Raw genomic sequence first — 18,531 nt, forward strand, 5'->3', positions numbered from 1 at the left:
GGTCTCGGCCGCGCTGGCGCTGACGGCCAGCAGGCACGACAACAAGGGGCAAACAGGTGGATCGATGGTTTCATCATGGTTGGTTCCGCTTCTTATTGGGCGATGGAATACAGGTGGCCGTTGAGCGCACGGAGGACGGCGCGGCCGTTGCCGGATGCGAGCACTGGTGCGTTCTGCTGGGCCACGCTGACACCGGGAATCATCGGAATCGCGCCTTTCGGCAGGTCGGCGGCGTCGCTTGGGCCGGCCATCAGGTCGAGTTTCATCATCAGCATGATGTTGTCGATGGCGTCCTTGGAGGCCTTGCGGTAGGCCGCGCCCTGGTTGTCGCCCCATGCCTTGAGCGACTCGGTGCCGCCCGCGCCCAGCGGGCTGGACAAGAACACATAGGTATTGAGGAAGGACTTCTGTTCCACGTTCGGGCGCGACAGGGTGGCCACCGAGCGCACGCTCAGCTGCTTGAAGTCGGGCGAGAAGGTGTAGCTGGTCTGAATGACCATCAGGCCCTTGCCGGCGCCCACCGCATTGACGCGGTCGGTGATCTGCTGCATCGTCGACGGCAGCGGCTGGGTCTCGACAGCGCCTGCACGTAGTGCGAGCGGAAATCGTAGTCGTCGACCGAGGCGTAGAACGGGGCCAGGGTGCCATGAATGGTGTTCTGGCGCGATTCGGCCACTTTCGAGCCGATGAACGCGCCGATCAGGCCGCCACCGAGGGCGGCGCCGGCGCCGAACGCTTCGGCGCGCACGATGATTTCGTCCTGGGTCAATTCTTTGGCCGCGGGGTCGAGCGCGACCCGTGTCGGTGGCATGGTGCAGGCACTAAAGCACGCGCGCGCCAGCTACCTGGCCGGGTCGAGCGGCGCGACCGGGTCCGCCAGCACCTGGGTCCAGTACACCCGCGCGCGCTCGCCGGCATGGTGGATGGCGTAGCCGGCGCCCATGTCGCTCAATTGCGCATCCATCAGGTTGGCGCAGTGGCCCGGGCTGTCGAGCCATCCGGCCACCACCTCGTCGGGCGACTCCTGGCCGACCGCGATGTTTTCGCCGACGCGGCGCCAGTTGTACCCGGCCGCCAGCGCCCGTTCGTCGACCATGCGGCCGTCTTTGCCCGCATGGCTGAAATAGCGCTTGCCGGCCATGTCGGCGCTGTGGCCCTGCGCCGCGGCGGCCAGTTCCTCGTTCCACACCAGCGGCGGCGCGGCCTCGAACGCTTGCGCGCCGCAGTTGCGGGCGCTGGCGCGGGCGCGGTTGGCCGCCTCCAGGATGCGCAGCCCGGCCTCGCGCGAGGGCGGCAGGCGCGAGGCGGCCGAGGGCGGGGCCGGCTGGGCCAGCACGATCAGCCAGCTGTCGCCGCTGCGGCGCGCGCCCACGTGCGCAAAGCGGGCGCTTAACAGCGTCTTGCAGTAGCTGCGTTCGATGCTGGCCATGACCCGGACCGGATCGGACACTCCCGCCACATGGATCGCGTCGGCCTGGGCCACCGGATAGCCGGCGCGCTCGATCGCCGGCGCCAGCAGGGTGCCGGAGCCCACCTGGACCTTGGACAAGGCCGGATGCGCCAGCAGCGGCGCCACCGGCCCCAGCGTGCCGCCCTGGCAGGGATGCGGGGCGGCGCGGTAGGCGTTAATCAGTTCGATGAGCGTGTTGCGCTGCTGGGCGGCGGCCGGCGCCGTGGCCAGGGCCAGGCTGGCGAGCAGCCAGCGCAGGGTGGCGGTGTGTGGAGTGAAGAATGTCATGCGCGGATTCTAACAGCGGCCGCATTTTTGCTATGCTATCGACTTTCCACCGGCTGGCGCCCTTGCCCGGGCCGGCGAACCTCATTTACGGAGTAGTGCATATGGCCTCGTTGCAAGAGCAGTTTTTGAAAGCCGGCCTGGTCGACAAAAACAAGGCCAAACAGGCCAACCAGGAAAAGACCAAGCAGAAGAAGGTCGAGCGCCGCACCGGCACGCAGAGCGTGGATGAAACGCGCCTGGCCGCGCTGGAAACCCAGCGCAAGAACGCCGAGCGGGCGCGCGAACTCAATGCCCAGCGCGACGCGGCCGCCAACGAAAAGGCGATCGCGGCGCAGATCACCCAGATGGTGCAGAAGAACCGCCAGAGCAAGGGCAATGGCGATATCGCCTACAACTTCACCCACAATAACAAGATCGAGCGTTTTTACGTGTCGGCGGCGGTGCAGGCGCACCTGGTGGCCGGGCGGCTGGTGATCATCCGCCAGGGCGATTCGACCGAACTGGTGCCGCGCGTGATCGCCGACAAGATCGCCGAGCGCAATGCCTCGATCGTGGTGCGCGTGAACAAAGCCAGCACCGAGGTCGATGCGGACGACCCGTACGCGGCGTTCCAGATTCCCGACGATTTGATGTGGTAAGCCTCAGCTGCGCGCGCGTTCCGAGAAGCGCGCGCGGTACTGCAGCGGATTGACGCCGAAATTGCGCAGGAAGACACGGCGCAGCGTTTGTTCTTCGGCATAGCCGATCTTCTGGCAGATGGCTTTCAGGGGCAGGGTGCTCGATTCGAGCGCCCGGCATGCCGCTTCCATGCGGATCGCTTCGACCGTCTTGGCCGGCGTGCGGCCCACGGTGGCGGTATAGACCCGCACGAAGGTGCGCAGCGACATGTTGGCCATGCCGGCCAGGCGCGCCACGCTCAAGTCCTGATCGATATGGCTGGCGATCCACGCATGTAGAGCCGCAAAATTGCCGTCGTCGCGCGCCTGCGCCGCCAGCGGCACGCTGAACTGCGATTGTCCGCCGGCGCGCTTGATGAACATGACCAGCTGGCGCGCTGTCTGGATGGCGATCCGGTGGCCGTAGTCGGCTTCGATCAGCGCCAGGCTCATGTCGATGCCGGCCGTGACGCCGGCCGAGGTCCAGACGCTGCCATCGTGGATGAACAGGGCGTCCGCATCGACTTCCACTTCGGGGTGGCGCTGGCGGAAGCGCTCGACCCAGGCCCAGTGGGTCGCCACGCGGCGCCCCTGCAATTGGCCGGCGGCGGCCAGCACAAAGGCCCCGGTGCACACCGAGCATAGCCTGCGCACGGCGCCCGCGTGTTCTTCGATCCAGCCGGCCAGCTGCGCGCTGACGGTAAATTCTTCTCCCTTGCAGCCGCCGGCGACGATCATGGTATCGATGCCGGCCGCGCCCAGCGTGGCGACCGGCTGCGTGTCGACCGCCAGGCCGGCGCTGGACATCACGCTGCCGCCGCCCACCGACGCAATGACGGTCTGGTACAAGGCCGGGCCGCCGCCGGCCTCGCTCAAGCGGTTCGCCGTGGCGAACGCCTGCAGCGGCCCGGCCAGGTCGAGCAGGTTCATGTCGTCGTAGGCGAGAAAGACGATGCGGCGCGGGGTGGAAGTGAGCATGTCTGGGATTATGTCATCGGATGGTCGCATTATCGCCCTGCCACGGGTATTCGGTTTCCAGCACCACGAAGCGGGCCGCCGCCGCGCCGTAGCGGGCGGTGATTTCGCCGAGGGCTTTGTCGAGCACCTGGGCGGACGGCGTGGCGTCGAAGGCGGGCAGGATCCAGTCCATCGGCTTGCCTTGTCCGGCAATCGCGCCGGGCACCAGCATCAAGCCGCTGCGCGTGGTGACCTGCGCGCCGCTCTGCGCCAGCGCGTGGACGCGGCCGCGCAGGGTGGCGGTGTAGGCGTCGGCGCTCAGGGCGAGCGCCAGTTCATCGACGCCGTCGGCGACCGGAATGCCGATATCGTCGCTCGGACGCATAAAGTACGAGGTCAGCGCCGTCATGCGGTCGCCGAAGGTGATGCGGAAGGCGTCGCTGTCGTGCGCGGCGCTCCAGTTGGCCACGCCGAGCCGGGTGGCCAGCGCCTGCGCGCGTTCGCTGCCGCCGATCGCTTCGACCAGCGCCAGCGATGTCGGTATCGCCGCGCTGATGCCGGCACTGGTGACCAGCTTGCCGTCGGCGACATAGCGCGTGTTCTTCAGCCAGGCCGTATCCGGGAACCGCTTGATGCGCGCTGCGTGGGTGCTCCAGTGGCCGGTGGCGCGGTGGCCGCGCGTCAGGCCGGCGTTGGCCAGCACGATGGAGCCGTTGCAGATGCCGACCATGGTCGCGCCCCTGGCTGCCTGCGTGCCGATCCATGCCAGCAGGGCCGGGTCATCGGCGTGTTTGACGGCGGGAACGACAACGTAGTCGGCGCCGTCCGGATAACGCTGGTCGAATTCGGCGACGCTGGCGCCGGGGGCGATTTTCAAGGGCGGCAACAGCAAGAGGCCGGGCTGGGTGGCCACGCTTACTACCTCGGCCACGCCGGATTGGGCCAGCACGCCGTAGGGCAGCACGTAGTCGGACATGACGGTGCCTGCGTTTTCGCCCACCACCGCGATCACCGGCCTGGCGCGCCCGAAGCGCGCGACGTACGGGGCGATTTTTTCGGCGTCCGGGCTTGTGGCGGCGCTCGGCGCCGCGACGGCCGCGCCGTCCTGCGCGAAGGAGGGGCCGCAAAAGGCGAGGGAGGCCAGTGCGATGAGCACCAGCCGTGGGAATGCAGTCATGAGTCGGACTCCGGTGAATCATTCGATGAGCTTCAAGCCCGGATCGGTATCGCATCCGGGGTGTGAAACCATCTTATGAGGCCGGAGGTTTGGCGTAAATGACAAAATACAGTCAATTTACGCCAGCCTGGAACGAAAAAAACCCCAACCCGCATGGGTTGGCGTTTTTCAGGAAGTCGCGCGGGATTACTTGGTCGCTGGCGCAGCCGGCGTTGCCGCTGCCGTGACCACCGGTGCCGCAACGCCGGCCGTCGCTGGCGTGGCTTTGTCAGCCGGCTTGGCCGCCTTGGCCGCCTTGGCCGACTTGGCGTGCCTGGTCTTCTTCTCGGTTTTCACTTCGGTCTTGGTGGTGACTTCTTCCTTCACGCCCGCAGCCGACTTGGTTTCCTTGACTTCGGTCTTGACCGAATGGGTGTCCGCGGCGCCGTGGGCAGCCTTGGTATCGGTCTTGACGACGGTGGTTTCCTTAGTGTCGGTCTTGACCACCTGCGCTTCGGTTTTCGCCGCCGGCGCCGGTGCGGCGGCAGGCGCTGGCGCCTGGGCGAAAGCTGCGGTTGCGAACAGGCCGGTGATCAGGGTAGCGATAGTTTTTTTCATGATGTGGTTTCCTTGGAATTGGTATAAACGGTTTATATTTTTATGGATGGCGGGGCTTGATTGCTTACTTGCCTGCCTGAGGCGCCGGCTTGGCGGCTGGCTCGGCGGTCTTGATGTCCTTGGCTGCTGCTTTGACGTCGGCTTTGGTTTCCGCCTTGACGTCGGCCTTCGCTACCGGTGCTGCTGGTGCCGGGGCCGGCGTCGGGGCTTGTGCAAACGCAGCGCTGGCGAACAGTCCGGCGGTCAGGGTAGCGATTACTTTTTTCATGGTCAGTCCTTTTTCTGGTTTGAGGTTCGGTGCACATTTGCCGTGTCACTGAGCTGAAAACGCGGCCCGCAACCGATGAGTTGACGGTCTTTACACGCGCTTACAACTTGCGCTATCTGCTTACAACTCGGCACGTTTTCCCATCCGACGGCGTTTTCCGTGGCAGCGGCGCAAATGTTGTTTACTCGCCTACGTAGTACCCCTCATATAGTTGTTGGAAGAAAACATCGGTTTCCAAAAAATAACGTTTGGACGATTTTTTGGCGCACAACCTCATGTATTCTGAACATGTACCTGCGCGCCTCGTTGCGCCGCACGGCAGCTTTCCTCCTTCTTCTTTTCTCCTGATATGAACACATCCCAAACCCGACCCCGGGCACTGATGGTTGGTGCCAAATTAACGCTATTTACCATCGCCCTGATCAGCGCGATCTTCATCGCCTTCATCCTGTTCGTGGCGCATGCCATGTCGAACGCCATTGAAAAACGCGCGAACGACACGGTCAACACGCAAGCCGAGGGCGTGGGCAATGTGATCGAAACCTTCAACCGCACCCAGCTCGGCAACATCGAAAAGTTTTCCAGGGTGTTCGCCAGCCTGTTGCCCGGCAAGTTCTCGATCGACAGCGCGCGCAGCGTGCAGACCGGCGCGGTGATGGCGCAAGTGATGCAGCACGACGGCGTCGACCTGAATCTGAATTTCTCCACCGTGGACCGCTTTTCCGAAATGACCGGTGGCAATGCGACCATCTTCATCCGCCATGGCGACGACTTCGTGCGCGTGGCCACCTCGGTCAAGAAGGCGGACGGCGCGCGCGCGGTCGGCACCAATCTCGGCAAGGCCCACCCGGCGTTCGAGAAGATCATGCAGGGTAAGGCTTACCGCGGCATGGCGGTCTTGTTCGGCAAGCCGCACGTGACCGAATACGTGCCGGTGATGGGCGCCGATGCCAAAGTCATCGGCATCTTGTATGTGGGTGTCGATATGTCGAGCGACATCGATGCGCTGAAAAGCCTGATCAAGTCGCTCAAGGTGGGCGAGTCCGGTTACTACTTTGTGTTGAATGCGAAGGAAGGCGACAAGTTCGGCGAGTACGTGGTCCATCCCGAGCTGGAAGGCCAGAAAGCGCTGGCGCAGCGCGATACCGGCGGACGCGCGTTCATCGACGAGATCCTGCGCAGCGGCAAGGGCATGATGCACGTGGTGCCGGCCGGCGCCAAGGGCGAGGCCGGGCGCGAGCGCATCCTGGTGTACCGCACCAACGACGACTGGAACTGGACCATCGTCGGCGTGGCCTTTGCCGACGAGGTGACGCAGGAAGTGGGCCGCCTGCGCCTGACCCTGTTCGTGGTCGGCGGCCTTGCGCTGCTGGGCTTTGCGGCGGCGCTGTTTTTCATCGTGCGCAAAATCGTGTCGACGCCGCTGGGACTGGCGACCGCGGCCGCCTCGCGCCTGGCCCAGGGCGACCTGACGGTGCGCCTGCACGCTGCCACGCACGATGAAATCGGCCAGTTGATGGAAGCGATGAACGGCATCAGCGCCGGCCTGGCCACGGTCGTGACGACCATCCGCCAGGGCACCGGCGAAGTGGCGACGGCGTCGAGCGAGATCGCCTCGGGCAACCAGGAACTGTCGTCGCGCACCGAGCAGCAGGCCGGCTCGCTGGAAGAAACCGCCTCGTCGATGGAAGAGTTGACCGTGACGGTGCGCCAGAACGCCGACAATGCGCGCCAGGCCAAGCAGCTGGCCTTGTCGGCATCGGCCATCGCCCGGAAGGGCGGCACGGTGGTGGCGCAGGTGGTCTCGACCATGGAAGCGATCAACGCGTCCTCGAAGAAGATTGCGGACATCATCAGCGTGATCGACGGCATCGCGTTCCAGACGAATATCCTGGCGCTCAACGCGGCGGTGGAAGCGGCGCGCGCCGGTGAGCAGGGGCGCGGCTTCGCCGTGGTGGCGACCGAAGTGCGCTCGCTGGCGCAGCGCTCGGCCCAGGCGGCCAAGGAAATCAAGGCGCTGATCGACGACTCGGCCGCCAAGGTCGCCACCGGCAGCGAACTGGTGACCAGCGCCGGCCGCACCATGGACGAGGTGGTCGGCAGCGTCAAGAAGGTCAACGACATCATGGGCGACATCGTGGCCGCGTCGGACGAGCAGAGCGCCGGCATCGGCGAAGTCAACCAGGCGGTGGCGTCGATGGACCAGGCCACCCAGCAAAACGCCGCGCTGGTGGAAGAGGCCGCTGCTGCCGCGCAAGCCATGCAGGAGATGGCGGCCGAACTGGAACGCTCGGTGAGCATTTTCAAGCTGGGGTAAACAGCGTCTTCAAGAAGTGATCCTGTCGATGGCCGGCCCGCGTGTCGCGCGTGCCGGCCATTGTGGTTTTCAAGCGCACGGTGTTCGCTGCGCTGCGCGCTGGCCTGTTAGCAGTAGGCTAGCGCAGCACCTTGAGTGATAATGTTCGCAAAATCAAATTTGCCAGCTTGCCATTTCGGTCAATGCGGGGATGACACTGTCGCTGGCAAGCGTTCAACAAAAAGGACATGGATGACTATTCGCTCGATGGTGTGGATTTTTGCGGTGGCGCTTGGCGCCAGTGGCGGGGTGTCCGCCCGGACCGGCATGGAAAGCGTGTACACCAGCCTTGAGGGCAAGTCGTGCAAGAAGACCATCCTTGAAAAGATCACCGGCGCCTTTATCCTGACATGCCCCGGCGTCGGCAAGTTCGCGCTGGAAGTGCTCGAGGACGACGATCGCAGCTCGGTGAATATCGTCAGCCCGCAAAAGAAGGTCTTCGAGTTGCAGTACGGGGAGGTGGTCACGCACAGTTTTTCCTCGCTGGGAAAAAAAGCCGAATGGCGCGTGGCCCGGATTGACGGCAAGCTTGTTCCTGCCGCCTTGATTGTGCGCGTCAACGGCACCGATCAATCCGACCTCTCGCATCCGAAGCGCGTGCCCTTGCTGGCCGTGGCGCAGATCCGCAAGAGCGAAGCGTGCGTGGTGAAAGCGATCGGCGCCGGCTCCGCCAACGCCAACGCCGCAGCCCGTGCCATCGCCGACGGTCCGGAACTCCCCTGTCTGAAAACCGTTGCTCCTCCTGAGCAGTCGAAGAAACGATAAGGGATGGCCCAGCCATCATCAGCATGCATGGTGTACTTCCGGCGCGGCTCAGGGCGCAAGTCCGGCGCGGCGCATCACCGCCGCGTGCCAGATCGCCTCGCCGGCGGGCGCCATGCCGGCCTGCGCAAGCAGTGCGTCGATCAAATCGGCGTAGCATGGGTCGGCCAGCTCCTTGACCAGCGGCAAGTTCAGCGCGGCGAACACCTTGACCCACGCCCGATCCTCCTTGCCCGGCTGGCGCAGCGCCAACTGCGGATTGAACTGGTAGCACCCGGTCCTCATGCGCTGGAACAGGCGCCGGTTGTAGGCATAGTCGCGCACGACCTCGTTGCGCGCCAGCACACCCGAAATGAAGGTGCGCCTGGCGCGTTCGGGCGCCAGCACCGCGGCCGGCCATTTCTGGTAGGCGGCCAGCAGCATGCCGGCGTCGAAAACGCCGCGGTCGCTCGCGTCGGCCCGGCCGAAGCATTCCTTGAACAGCACCCACATGGTTTGAAACAGCAGGTACTCGGACTGGCGGCGGTCGATCCGCACCAGGCGCTCGCCCGCCATGACGTCGATGCAGGGCGGCGCCACCAGCTGATAGACGGCGCCGAACGCGCCGCCGGCATAGGCGCTGTCGCGCAAGGCGGTGGCCATGGCCCAGTGCAGCGCATTGCGGCCCAGGTGGTCGGTGGCGGACGGGTCGGCGCCGCGCGCGAGCAGCGCCTCGATCAGGGGCAGATTGCCGGCCGCGGCCGCCGCCATCAGCGGGGTCTGGTTCATCGGCGTGCGGTGCTCGACGCCGTGCTTGTCGCACAGTTTCAGCACATCCTTGATATTGCGCGCGAAATACGGCATGTAGTGACGCCGCCCCTGGGTCGCGCCCAGCCGGCGGAACTGCAGCGCCTGCTCGTAGCCGGCACAGCGCGCCAGCAGGTCGGCCAGCACCGACTCGTTGTAACAGGCGGCGTACTCGTACAGCTGGCTCTTGTGCTTGCTGCCCGGGGCTTGCTCGCGAAACACTTTCGCCAGGCTCTCGCGCAGCCTGGCCTCGCCGAACACGGGCCAGGGCACCGGCGTGCTTTTCAGTATCATGCGTTCGATCGCGTCGGCTTGCTCCTGCTTGCCCTGCAAGGCCAGCTTGCGCGCCTCTTTTTGCCAGTCTTCCAGGCTTGACGCGGCCTGGCCGGCCTGGGCCTGCGCGCCGGCCTGGGCGATATCGAGCAAGCGCAGCAGCGGGTGGGCGGCATCCGATTCGACCAGGTAGACATGGCGGATCGCGCGCGTGAGCGCCACGTACAGGGCATTGACGTAGAACTTGTAGATTTCGAGCGATTTGTCGGACTTGTCCCTGGCGCGGCTGTAGGCCAGTTCGCCGCCGGCGATGTCGGCCGCGTCGATGCCCTCGGCGATGTCGGCGAAGCGGGCCCGGTTGCCGGAGATGAAACGGAACAGCACAATGCTGTCGTATTCGAGTCCCTTCGCCTCGTGCACCGAAAAAATCAGCGGCGTGTCGAAATGCTTGCGCGCTTCTTCCTTGTCGTCGTCGCGCAGGACCAGCACCGCGAAACGGGTCGAGCGGCGCGTTTGCGCGTTCAGTTCGCGCCGCGCGCTGTCGCTGTCGGCCAGCAGGCTGACCGTGCCGGCCTCCAGGTTGACGGCATCGACCAGGAAATTGCTTTCGCGGTCGATCGAACCGAAGCGGCGGTGCTTGATTTTCAGGAGCGCGTTGGCGACCCGCGTGACTTCGGCGCCATTCCTGAAATTGGCGCGCAACACGTGCAACTGCTGGCGCTCGGCCAGGCCGGGGTCGCGCCAGAACAGCGATTTGACCTTGCTCCATGAGAAAAAGTTCGGATGGACGATCTGGTTCGAGTCGCCGCACAGCAGGAACTGGCCCGGGTTCTTGAGCGCGCGCAGCACCAGCGAGAGCTGGGCGACGGTCAGGTCCTGCACTTCGTCGACCACCACGAAGTCGTAGCGCGCCGTCACCTCGGCGCGCCACGCGTGCGCCACCAGGTTCAGGTCGAACAGCCCCGCTTCGCGCAGCCAGGCGCGGTAGCGCTCGAACAGATCGTACAGCGCGTCGCGCTCGCTGGCCGCGAAAATCGACTGGCGCGTGCCGAGCGCGCGGTATTGCTCGCGCGTGAGCACGGCGGCCGCGTCGGCGCCGAGCACGCCTCGGATTTCTTCGAAGGCCTGGTGGGCGTCGATGCCCTTGAACTGCTGGCGCTGGCGCGCGAACCAGGCGGAAAAATCGCGCCAGCCGGCCTCGCGTCCGGGCGGCACCCGGATCGACTCGAGGAACTCGCGGTAGGACAGGAAGGTCGCTTCCTGGCCCGCCTGTTCGAAGCCCTGGGCGTAGTACAGGTCGCGCGCGGACTGCGCCAGGTAGGCCGAATGGGTCACGTACAGCACCTCGCCCGGCACCTGCTTCATTTTCTCGAGCGTCAGCGCGGTCTTGCCGCTGCCGGCGCTGCCGACGATGATCAGCGGCGCCTGATGCAGATAGATGGCGTGCTGGGCATCGTCGAAGGACATGGCCTTGTCGAGCCAGTGCACGCGGCGCCGTTGCGGATGCAGGTAAGGCATCGGGGTGGCGTGTTCGAGCGCCTCGGCCAGGTCGGCCATCGGGATGGCGTCTTCGTCGATGCGGGCGCCGCGCATGAAGCGCGACTTGTCGTAGGCGTGCTGTTCGATCACCTCGAGCAGCAGCGCATACGCTTCGCCCTGGTAGCGGACAATGGAGAACAGCAGGCGGTCGGCGTAGTCGAGCTTGGCCCGATAGATGCGCGCGTGGCTCAGATTGGCCAGTTTCTTGACATCGATCGAACGAAAGTCGTCGCGTTCGATGGCCTGGCGCAGCTTGTCATAGTGCGCCTTGTTGCGCGGCGGCGTAAAGCTGGCGTATTCGAGAATTTTCATGGGGCGATGCTGGCGCTGTATCGATGCCGGTATTTTATCCGGAGCGATCGGCTGTGGGGCGTGCAAATGCGGCGCCGCCGGATGCCGCCGCCGCGGCCGGCGCGCGCCGCGCCAACCCGATGTGCTCCTTGCGTGACGTAACGTACGGACGGGTTCGGTTTTTCAGGGCATTCTGCACACATCGACACCACACAATTTCTACAGGAGCACGATCATGGGTAAATATGTCATTGGCTGGATGCTTGGAATTCCGACCGTCGTACTGGTGGTTTTGTATTTCATCTTTAACTGAGACAGCAGCGCCTGGCCTTGAAGCCGGGCCGCACCAACTGAAAACGCCACCCTCGGGTGGCGTTTTTGCCTATCGGCGGGCAAGCAATGCGCCGGAATGCAGTAGACCGATCGTCTGCCCGGGCGCTGAAACGGGATCCGCCAGGTATCTTGCGGCGCTGGCAGCCGGGAACCATCGCGTCGTACGCAAGTCATATATGCCGTGCCATGCCGCGCCTGCGCTGCGATAATAGCGGCCATCTTTCCGATCCCTCAATTCCCATGCATATGCCCATTTTCGACGACGACGACATTCATGAAAATATCGATGAAGCGACTTACGCGCGCGGCAGTGATTACTTTCGGCGCGGCAAAGTGCATTTCTGCAGCGTCGAGGGGGACGACATCGTGGGCACGGTGCGCGGCAGCGGCCGCTCGTTCTACCGGCAAATGATCGCGGTGAGCGAGGATGGCGGGGTGATGATCGACGGCAGTTGCTCCTGTCCCATGGAATACAACTGCAAGCACGTGGTCGCCGTCCTGTTGACGTATTTGCAGCGCCCGGAGGCGCAAGCGCCATCCGCGCCTGCGTTGCCGTATGCCAGCACCGCCTGGCTCGACCGGCTTGCACGGGTGGCCGCCGCAGCCGATGTCGCCGGGATGGACAAGCCGGCTTCGCAGTTGATTTACGTTTTCCTGCCATCCAAGCAACATAGCGGCTTGGACCTGGCGCTGTGCCGTTCGCGTCCGCGCCCGGGCGGCGGCTACGCCAGCGCCAGCGCAATTGCGCAGGGCTACGAACTGGTGGCCGAAGCGGCCAGTGGCGGCGCGCAGGGCGAATTGATCCGCTTGTTCCTCGCCCTGCGCGCCGACGGCGACGCCTACGGCGCGGTGGCCCAGCCACGCGGCGCGCTCGGAGCGCAGTTGCTCGCCCAATTGCTCGACCAGGGCCTGCTGCTGCGGGCCGGCTCGCGCAAGGACCTCAAGGGCAGGATGCGGCCACTGACACGCGGTGCGCGGCGCGCCGCCGCGCCGGCCTGGCGCAGCGCGAACGGCATGATCAGCCTGGTCTGGGAGGGCGAGGGCGGCGCCATCGACACCATCCTGCCGACCGATCCGCCGATGTACCTGCATGACGACGAAGTGGGCGAGCTCGACTTGCCGGCCGCGCTGCGCGCCATGCCCACGGCGGCCGTGCTGGACCTGGTCCGGCTGGCGCCCCAGGTCGCGGCGGCGCAGGCGGCGCGCCTTGGCGCTGAAATGCAATCCCTGCAACTGGAGCGCCTGATCCCGCTGCCGCCCGTGATGGCCGAAACCGTGCGCCGCGATATCGGCTGCACCCCGTATCTTTTGCTGGGCAGCATGGAGCACGCCGCAGGCTGGCACGATTACGCCGTGCTGGCCTTCGACTACGACGGCACGCGCGCCTCGGCCGACCCCGGCGCGCGGCTGGTGCGCCAGGCGCCAGGCGGCAGCGAGCAGATCGAGCGCGACGGCGGCGCCGAGACGCTGGCCCGCGCCACCCTGGAACGCTACGGCTTCCGCCCCAGCGGCGCGCCCGCGCTGAAGCGCTTCGCGGGGGCGCTGGAGCTGGCCGATAGCGAGGCCTGGCTGGAATTCGGGCGCGCCGGCCTGCCGGCCCTGCGCGCCCGCGGCTGGCTGCTGGAACTGGCGCCCAGCTTCCGCTTCGACCTGCGCGCGATCGACGACTGGTACGCCGAGGTCGACCCGGGCGCCGAGGGCAATGCCTGGTTCGAGCTGGAACTGGGCATCGTGGTCGAGGGCGAGCGCGTGCCCCTGCTGCCGATCCTGCTGCAACTGATCCGCAGCGCCCCCATGGAATTCGATGCGCAGGCGCTGGCGGCGCATGCCGACAGCGACCTGCTGATGGCGCGCCTGCCCGGCGGCGCGCGTGTGGGCCTGCCGTGGAGCCGCGTGCGGCCGATCCTGACCACCCTGGGCGAACTGTATTTCCTGGAGCGCATCGGCAACGCCATCCGCCTGCCCAGCCTGGACGCGGCCCGCCTGGCCGAGCTGGAAGCGGGGGCGCGCCTGCGCTGGATCGGCGGCGAACGCCTGCGCGCCCTGGGCCAGCGCCTGGCCGGCTTCGACGGCGTGCAAGCGGTGGCGCCGCCGCGCGGTTTGCAGGCGACGCTGCGCGGCTACCAGCAAGAAGGCGTGGCGTGGATGCAGTTTCTGCGCGAATTCGGCCTGGCCGGCATCCTGGCCGACGACATGGGCCTGGGCAAGACCATCCAGACCCTGTCCCACATCCTGCTGGAAAAGGAAGCGGGGCGGCTGGACCGTCCGGTCCTGGTTGTCGCGCCCACCAGCCTGATGGGCAACTGGCAGGACGAAGCCGCGCGCTTCGCGCCATCGCTGCGGGTGCTCCTGCTGCATGGCCCCGACCGGACCGGGCGCTTCGGCCAGATGGCCGGCTGCGACCTGGTCCTGACCACCTATGCGCTGCTGCCGCGCGACGAGGCGGCCTTGCTGGAGCAGGAATTCCATCTGCTGATCCTGGACGAGTCGCAATACATCAAGAATCACCGCTCCAAGGCGGCCGAGACGGCCGCGCTGCTGCGCGCGCGCCACCGCCTGTGCCTGACCGGCACACCGCTGCAAAACCACCTGGGCGAATTGTGGTCGCAGTTCCACTTCTTGCTGCCGGGGCTGCTGGGCGACGAAAAGCAATTCAACAGCGACTTCCGCAAGCCGGTCGAGCGCGACGGCGACTCCGGCCGGAACGCCTTCCTGACGCGCCGCATCAAGCCTTTCCTGTTGCGCCGCACCAAGGACCACGTGGCCAAGGAATTGCCCGCCAAGAGCGAGATGCTGCGCGAAGTGACCCTGGCCGGCGCCCAGCGCGACCTGTACGAGACGGTGCGCCTGGCGATGGACAAGAAGGTGCGGGCGGCGATCGCCAGCAAGGGCGTGGCGCGCAGCCAGATCGTGATCCTGGAAGCCTTGCTCAAGCTGCGCCAGGTGTGCTGCGATCCGCGCCTGGTGGCCATGAGCGGCGGGCGCAAGAGCGCGGCACCGTCGGCCAAGCTGGCGGCGCTGACCGGCATGCTGGAAGAGTTGCTCGACGAAGGCCGCAAGATCCTGGTGTTTTCGCAGTTCACCAGCATGCTGGCGCTGATCGAAGAAGAACTGCGCGCGCGCCGGATTCCCTACGCCCTGCTCACGGGCGACACCAGGGACCGCGCCGCGCAGGTGGCGGCGTTCCAGGGCGGCACGGTGCCGCTCTTCCTGATCAGCCTGAAGGCGGGCGGTGTCGGCCTGAACCTGACGGCGGCCGACACGGTGATCCACTATGATCCGTGGTGGAATCCGGCGGTGGAGAACCAGGCCACCGACCGCGCCTGGCGCATCGGCCAGGACAAGCCGGTATTCGTCTACAAGCTGATCGCCAGGGACACGCTGGAGGAAAAGATCCAGGAGATGCAGCACCGCAAGGCGGCGCTGGCCGGCGCCGTGCTCAGCGGCGGCGCTACGCAGGGATTGCAGATTACCGCGGAGGATTTGCAGGGGATTTTCGCGCCGCTGGAGGCGGCGCCGGCGCCGCCGCGGCGCGCGCGCAGTGCCGCCGCATTCGCGGCCAATGAATAGAGGTCGGGCCGCTTTTTCAGGTCCGGCCGGCAGGCCTCCGCTATGCGCCGCTCATGTCGGGCGTGGATAAGATGACAACATAACATTGATTTTCATCAATATACTTTTCTGATTTACACTATAAGTGCTCAAGCTTGGCCGGAGCGCGTCGATAATTCTGTTTGGCACTCTACCGAGACAGGATTTCCTTTGCAGTATCTAAACGGCACCTATCACGCGGGCCTGGTCGTGCTCTCCGTCTTCGTCGCGGTGATGGCATCCTACACCGCCATTAACCTGACCGGCCGGGTCGTGGCGACGCGCGGGCGCGCCAGTACGCTCTGGCTGGCCGGTGGCGCGCTGGCCATGGGCTGCGGCATCTGGTCGATGCACTTCATCAGCATGCTGGCGTTCAGCTTGCCGATCCGCATGAGTTATGACCTTGGCATCACGATGCTGTCGCTGCTGGTGGCGATCGGCGTGTCCGCTTTTGCCCTGCGCATCGTCACCCGTCCCAGTGTCAGCCGGATGCATTTTCTGGTGGGTGGCTTGCTGATGGGTGCTGGCATTTGCGGGATGCATTATATGGGCATGCATGCCATGAACATGGCGCCGGCCATCAGCTACGACGTGCTTGGCGTGGCGGCGTCGGCGGTCATTGCCGTGGTGGCGTCGATCGTGGCGCTCTGGCTGGCGTTCACCCTTCGCGCCGGCAACAGCTGGGTCGCGCATGCCAAGAAGGCGGGTGCCGCGGTGCTCATGGGACTGGCCATCATCGTCATGCATTTCACCGGCATGGAGGCGGCGCGCTTCGACGCCGCCAGCGTCTGCACCTCCACTGGCGGGCTCGACGGGAACTGGCTGGCGCTGCTGGTCGGCGTCGCCGCAGTCTCGCTGCTGACCATGGCCTTGCTGCTGTCGGTGGTCGATTCGCGCCTGGCCACGCGCACGGCCAGCCTGGTCAGTTCGCTGCGGCGCGCCAACCGCCAGCTGCACCATCTGGCGCTGCACGACAGCCTGACCCGCCTGCCCAACCGCAGCCTGCTGGAAGACCGCATTGTCCAGGCCATTCACGGCGCCGAACGCTCGGGCAAGCGCTTCGCCCTGATGTTCCTCGATCTGGACCGTTTCAAAACCATCAACGATTCGCTCGGCCATCAGTACGGCGACAAGCTGTTGCAGGCGGTGGCGGCGCGCCTGAGCGATTGCCTGCGCGCCAACGATACGGTGGCGCGCCTGGGCGGCGATGAATTCGTGGTGCTGCTCGGCGACGTCGGGGCGCCAACGGCGGTGGCCAGCGTCGCCCGGAAAATGCTCGACACCATTGCCCTGCCGCTCGATGTGGAGGGGCAGGTCCAGAGCGTGTCGGCCAGCATCGGCATCAGCATGTATCCCGACGACGGCACCAGCCTGCGCGACCTGATGACCAATGCCGACAGCGCCATGTACCATGCCAAGAAGGTCGGGCGCGCCAACCACCAGTTTTTCGCGCCGGCGATGAACGCCGCCGCCGGCGCCCGGCTGGCGCTCGAACGCGCGCTGCGCCTGGCGCTGGAAAACCAGCAATTCGAGCTGCACTACCAGCCCAAGGTGGATGTCGCCAGCGGCGCGGTGGTGGCGATGGAAGCGCTGGTGCGCTGGCGCTGCCCGCAGCGCGGCATGGTGCCGCCCAACGATTTCATCGGCGTCGCCGAGGAAATCGGCCTGATCATCCCGCTCGGCGCCTGGGTGCTGCGCGAGGCATGCCGCCAGAACCGTGCCTGGCAACTGGCCGGCATGGCGCAGCTGCGGGTGGCGGTCAATCTGTCGGCGTATCAATTCCGCCAGAAGGACTTGCCGGAGTTCGTTGCCGGCGTGCTGCGCGATACCGGCATGGATGCCTCTTGCCTGGAGCTGGAAGTGACCGAAAGCGTGGTGATGCACAACCCGGCCGACGCGGCCCGGATGCTCGACCGCCTGCACGGACAGGGGATCCATATTTCGGTGGACGATTTCGGCACCGGCTATTCCAGCCTGAGCTACCTGAAGCAGTTCCGGCTCGATACGCTCAAGATCGACCGTTCTTTTGTCCGCGACATCAGTTCCGACGCCGACGATGCCGCGATCGTGCGCTCGGTGATCGCGCTGGCGCACAGCCTGCGCCTGAAGGTGATTGCCGAAGGTGTCGAAACCGATGCGCAGCTGGCCTATCTGCGTGAACTCGGTTGCGACCAGTACCAGGGTTACCTGCGCAGCAAACCGTTGCCGGCGCACGAGTTCGAAGCCCTGGTGCGCGCGGGCGGGGGCGCGCCGGTCCTGAAGGTGGCAGGGCGCTGATTCCGGATGTGCGGCGCAGCGCCGGCGGCGACAAATGGGTACACTGGCCGCATCGAAAACAGCTGTCGAGACCGGGATGCGCACGATCGATTTCAGTTCATGGCAAGGGGCGATGACGACCATCGTCGGATTGGCGGTCTTCACCTTGCTCGGGGTGGGCATCCGCATGCTCATCATGCAGACCGTTCAGCAACGCCGCGAGCGCATGAACCGCCAGATCAACGAGCGCCTGAAAACGCTGATGTCCGCCTATCGCACCCTGGGCGGATCGTTTACCGGACAGTTGACGGTCGATCCGACGCACTTGCGCGATCTGCGCCAGGGCAGCCGTCCAGCGCTGGACGAGGCCGGCGCGCCCGAGGGACCGGCCAGTTCGGATCGCTCACGCCGCATCCGTGACGCCGTCGAAGCGGCCCTGGCCGATATTCTCCTGCTGGGAACCGAAGAGCACTGCCGCCTGGCGGGACAGGCCGCGGCCGACCTGGCTGCCGGCCGTCCCATCCATACGGCGGACCTGGTGATCTCGCTGCGCAGCTTTATCCGCGCGGCGCTCGACCTGGGGCCGGTGCCGGGCGACGTCGTCATTCCGCTGCAAGGGCCGACGCGCGCGCAGGCCGGGGCGGGCCGTGGCAAGGGCGACGCCGACAGGGGCGGCAACAAGGGCGCGGCGGCGGAGATGGAGGGCGGTAGCGGCGCCATGGGAATCCAGATCGCACCCGGCATGGGACGCAACGATGGCGGCCATGCATGAAGACGATGTCCGTTTCCGATTGTGTTACCAGGATAGTGGTATGTTTTGCATGTGAGGCATAGAGGCCAGGCCGTCGTTGGCGCACGCTGCATGGGTAGTCGACGCTTGACAATGCTTGTGGTAGTTCCTGCTGTGGTTTTTCGTTGGCGTCTCCCGCTTCTTTGCAATTTCTAACATTCGGT

At 65.9% G+C, this 18,531-nt stretch carries 15 protein-coding genes; 6 read left to right on the forward strand and 9 right to left on the reverse strand.

Features of this window, described 5'->3' with window-relative positions:
* Nucleotides 1-92: 92 nt before the first annotated feature.
* Genes F2P45_RS18165 through F2P45_RS18175 form a run of 3 tightly spaced genes read right to left on the reverse strand, consistent with a single transcriptional unit; the run spans nucleotide 93 to nucleotide 1,738 of the window.
* A complete protein-coding gene (locus F2P45_RS18165; RefSeq protein ID WP_166878074.1) occupies nucleotides 93-551 on the reverse strand; it encodes a hypothetical protein in 459 nt (152 codons plus the stop codon).
* The gene (locus tag F2P45_RS18170; protein ID WP_166878077.1) at nucleotides 500-811 is read right to left on the reverse strand and encodes a hypothetical protein; all 312 of its coding nucleotides are present in this window, start codon (nucleotides 809-811) and stop codon (nucleotides 500-502) included. The genes F2P45_RS18165 and F2P45_RS18170 overlap by 52 nt, the downstream gene beginning before the upstream one ends.
* A 30-nt stretch (nucleotides 812-841) precedes the next feature.
* Complete coding sequence (locus F2P45_RS18175; protein WP_166878080.1) at nucleotides 842-1,738, reverse strand: CAP domain-containing protein; 897 nt, start codon at nucleotides 1,736-1,738, stop codon at nucleotides 842-844.
* Between the two features lie 101 nt (nucleotides 1,739-1,839).
* On the opposite strand from F2P45_RS18175, the gene F2P45_RS18180 reads away from it, so the two are divergent.
* The gene (locus F2P45_RS18180; RefSeq protein WP_166878082.1) at nucleotides 1,840-2,376 is read left to right on the forward strand and encodes a DUF2058 domain-containing protein; all 537 of its coding nucleotides are present in this window, start codon (nucleotides 1,840-1,842) and stop codon (nucleotides 2,374-2,376) included.
* A 3-nt stretch (nucleotides 2,377-2,379) separates the two neighbouring features.
* Here F2P45_RS18180 and F2P45_RS18185 read toward each other — a convergent pair whose 3' ends face one another.
* From F2P45_RS18185 to F2P45_RS18200, 4 genes are all read right to left on the reverse strand, one after another.
* Nucleotides 2,380-3,372, reverse strand: a complete 993-nt coding sequence (locus F2P45_RS18185) for a GlxA family transcriptional regulator (RefSeq protein ID WP_166878085.1) — start codon at nucleotides 3,370-3,372, stop codon at nucleotides 2,380-2,382.
* 13 nt (nucleotides 3,373-3,385) lie between these two features.
* Nucleotides 3,386-4,528 (reverse strand): DJ-1/PfpI family protein, encoded by a 1,143-nt coding sequence (locus F2P45_RS18190; RefSeq protein WP_166878088.1) that lies wholly within the window; start codon nucleotides 4,526-4,528, stop codon nucleotides 3,386-3,388.
* 186 nt (nucleotides 4,529-4,714) lie between these two features.
* Nucleotides 4,715-5,125: a hypothetical protein gene (locus tag F2P45_RS18195; protein ID WP_166878091.1), complete on the reverse strand. Its 411-nt coding sequence runs from the start codon at nucleotides 5,123-5,125 to the stop codon at nucleotides 4,715-4,717.
* 64 nt (nucleotides 5,126-5,189) lie between these two features.
* A complete protein-coding gene (locus F2P45_RS18200; protein WP_166878094.1) occupies nucleotides 5,190-5,393 on the reverse strand; it encodes a hypothetical protein in 204 nt (67 codons plus the stop codon).
* Between the two features lie 382 nt (nucleotides 5,394-5,775).
* On the opposite strand from F2P45_RS18200, the gene F2P45_RS18205 reads away from it, so the two are divergent.
* Together F2P45_RS18205 and F2P45_RS18210 are read left to right on the forward strand one after the other, a co-directional pair.
* Nucleotides 5,776-7,710 carry a methyl-accepting chemotaxis protein gene (locus tag F2P45_RS18205; RefSeq protein ID WP_229505149.1) on the forward strand — a complete coding sequence of 645 codons (1,935 nt, stop codon included), beginning with the start codon at nucleotides 5,776-5,778 and terminating at the stop codon, nucleotides 7,708-7,710.
* Nucleotides 7,711-7,851: 141 nt separating this feature from the next.
* Nucleotides 7,852-8,514 (forward strand): hypothetical protein, encoded by a 663-nt coding sequence (locus F2P45_RS18210; protein WP_166878100.1) that lies wholly within the window; start codon nucleotides 7,852-7,854, stop codon nucleotides 8,512-8,514.
* Between the two features lie 48 nt (nucleotides 8,515-8,562).
* Here the strand turns inward: F2P45_RS18210 and F2P45_RS18215 are convergent, their stop codons facing one another.
* Complete coding sequence (locus tag F2P45_RS18215; protein WP_166878103.1) at nucleotides 8,563-11,421, reverse strand: UvrD-helicase domain-containing protein; 2,859 nt, start codon at nucleotides 11,419-11,421, stop codon at nucleotides 8,563-8,565.
* A 552-nt stretch (nucleotides 11,422-11,973) separates the two neighbouring features.
* Between F2P45_RS18215 and F2P45_RS18220 the strand changes: the two genes are divergently transcribed.
* The 3 genes from F2P45_RS18220 to F2P45_RS18230 all read left to right on the forward strand — a co-directional run bounded on the left by F2P45_RS18220 (nucleotide 11,974) and on the right by F2P45_RS18230 (nucleotide 18,349).
* Entirely contained in the window at nucleotides 11,974-15,303 is a 3,330-nt protein-coding gene (locus F2P45_RS18220; protein ID WP_166878106.1) for a DEAD/DEAH box helicase, read from the forward strand.
* Nucleotides 15,304-15,492: 189 nt separating this feature from the next.
* A complete protein-coding gene (locus tag F2P45_RS18225; protein WP_229505150.1) occupies nucleotides 15,493-17,598 on the forward strand; it encodes a putative bifunctional diguanylate cyclase/phosphodiesterase in 2,106 nt (701 codons plus the stop codon).
* A gap of 34 nt (nucleotides 17,599-17,632) precedes the next feature.
* Nucleotides 17,633-18,349 (forward strand): hypothetical protein, encoded by a 717-nt coding sequence (locus F2P45_RS18230; RefSeq protein WP_370663273.1) that lies wholly within the window; start codon nucleotides 17,633-17,635, stop codon nucleotides 18,347-18,349.
* A gap of 24 nt (nucleotides 18,350-18,373) precedes the next feature.
* Here the strand turns inward: F2P45_RS18230 and F2P45_RS37465 are convergent, their stop codons facing one another.
* Nucleotides 18,374-18,526, reverse strand: a complete 153-nt coding sequence (locus F2P45_RS37465) for a 50S ribosomal protein L32 (protein WP_441295248.1) — start codon at nucleotides 18,524-18,526, stop codon at nucleotides 18,374-18,376.
* Nucleotides 18,527-18,531: the final 5 nt, after the last annotated feature.

The organism is Massilia mucilaginosa, assembly GCF_011682145.1.
GTDB classification, from domain to species: Bacteria; Pseudomonadota; Gammaproteobacteria; order Burkholderiales; family Burkholderiaceae_D; genus Telluria_A; species Telluria_A mucilaginosa.

What these genes read in the sequence shown, in the direction of transcription:
- F2P45_RS18200 (WP_166878094.1), bottom strand. Translation starts at nt 5,393, where the DNA reads ATGAAAAAAGTAATCGCTACCCTGACCGCCGGACTGTTCGCCAGCGCT.
- F2P45_RS18205 (WP_229505149.1), top strand. Translation starts at nt 5,776, where the DNA reads ATGGTTGGTGCCAAATTAACGCTATTTACCATCGCCCTGATCAGCGCG.
- F2P45_RS18170 (WP_166878077.1), bottom strand. Translation starts at nt 811, where the DNA reads ATGCCACCGACACGGGTCGCGCTCGACCCCGCGGCCAAAGAATTGACC.
- F2P45_RS18190 (WP_166878088.1), bottom strand. Translation starts at nt 4,528, where the DNA reads ATGACTGCATTCCCACGGCTGGTGCTCATCGCACTGGCCTCCCTCGCC.
- F2P45_RS18215 (WP_166878103.1), bottom strand. Translation starts at nt 11,421, where the DNA reads ATGAAAATTCTCGAATACGCCAGCTTTACGCCGCCGCGCAACAAGGCG.
- F2P45_RS37465 (WP_441295248.1), bottom strand. Translation starts at nt 18,526, where the DNA reads ATGTTAGAAATTGCAAAGAAGCGGGAGACGCCAACGAAAAACCACAGC.
- F2P45_RS18220 (WP_166878106.1), top strand. Translation starts at nt 11,974, where the DNA reads ATGCATATGCCCATTTTCGACGACGACGACATTCATGAAAATATCGAT.
- F2P45_RS18185 (WP_166878085.1), bottom strand. Translation starts at nt 3,372, where the DNA reads ATGCTCACTTCCACCCCGCGCCGCATCGTCTTTCTCGCCTACGACGAC.
- F2P45_RS18175 (WP_166878080.1), bottom strand. Translation starts at nt 1,738, where the DNA reads ATGACATTCTTCACTCCACACACCGCCACCCTGCGCTGGCTGCTCGCC.
- F2P45_RS18195 (WP_166878091.1), bottom strand. Translation starts at nt 5,125, where the DNA reads ATGAAAAAAACTATCGCTACCCTGATCACCGGCCTGTTCGCAACCGCA.
- F2P45_RS18210 (WP_166878100.1), top strand. Translation starts at nt 7,852, where the DNA reads ATGTTCGCAAAATCAAATTTGCCAGCTTGCCATTTCGGTCAATGCGGG.
- F2P45_RS18165 (WP_166878074.1), bottom strand. Translation starts at nt 551, where the DNA reads ATGCAGCAGATCACCGACCGCGTCAATGCGGTGGGCGCCGGCAAGGGC.
- F2P45_RS18180 (WP_166878082.1), top strand. Translation starts at nt 1,840, where the DNA reads ATGGCCTCGTTGCAAGAGCAGTTTTTGAAAGCCGGCCTGGTCGACAAA.
- F2P45_RS18230 (WP_370663273.1), top strand. Translation starts at nt 17,633, where the DNA reads ATGGGTACACTGGCCGCATCGAAAACAGCTGTCGAGACCGGGATGCGC.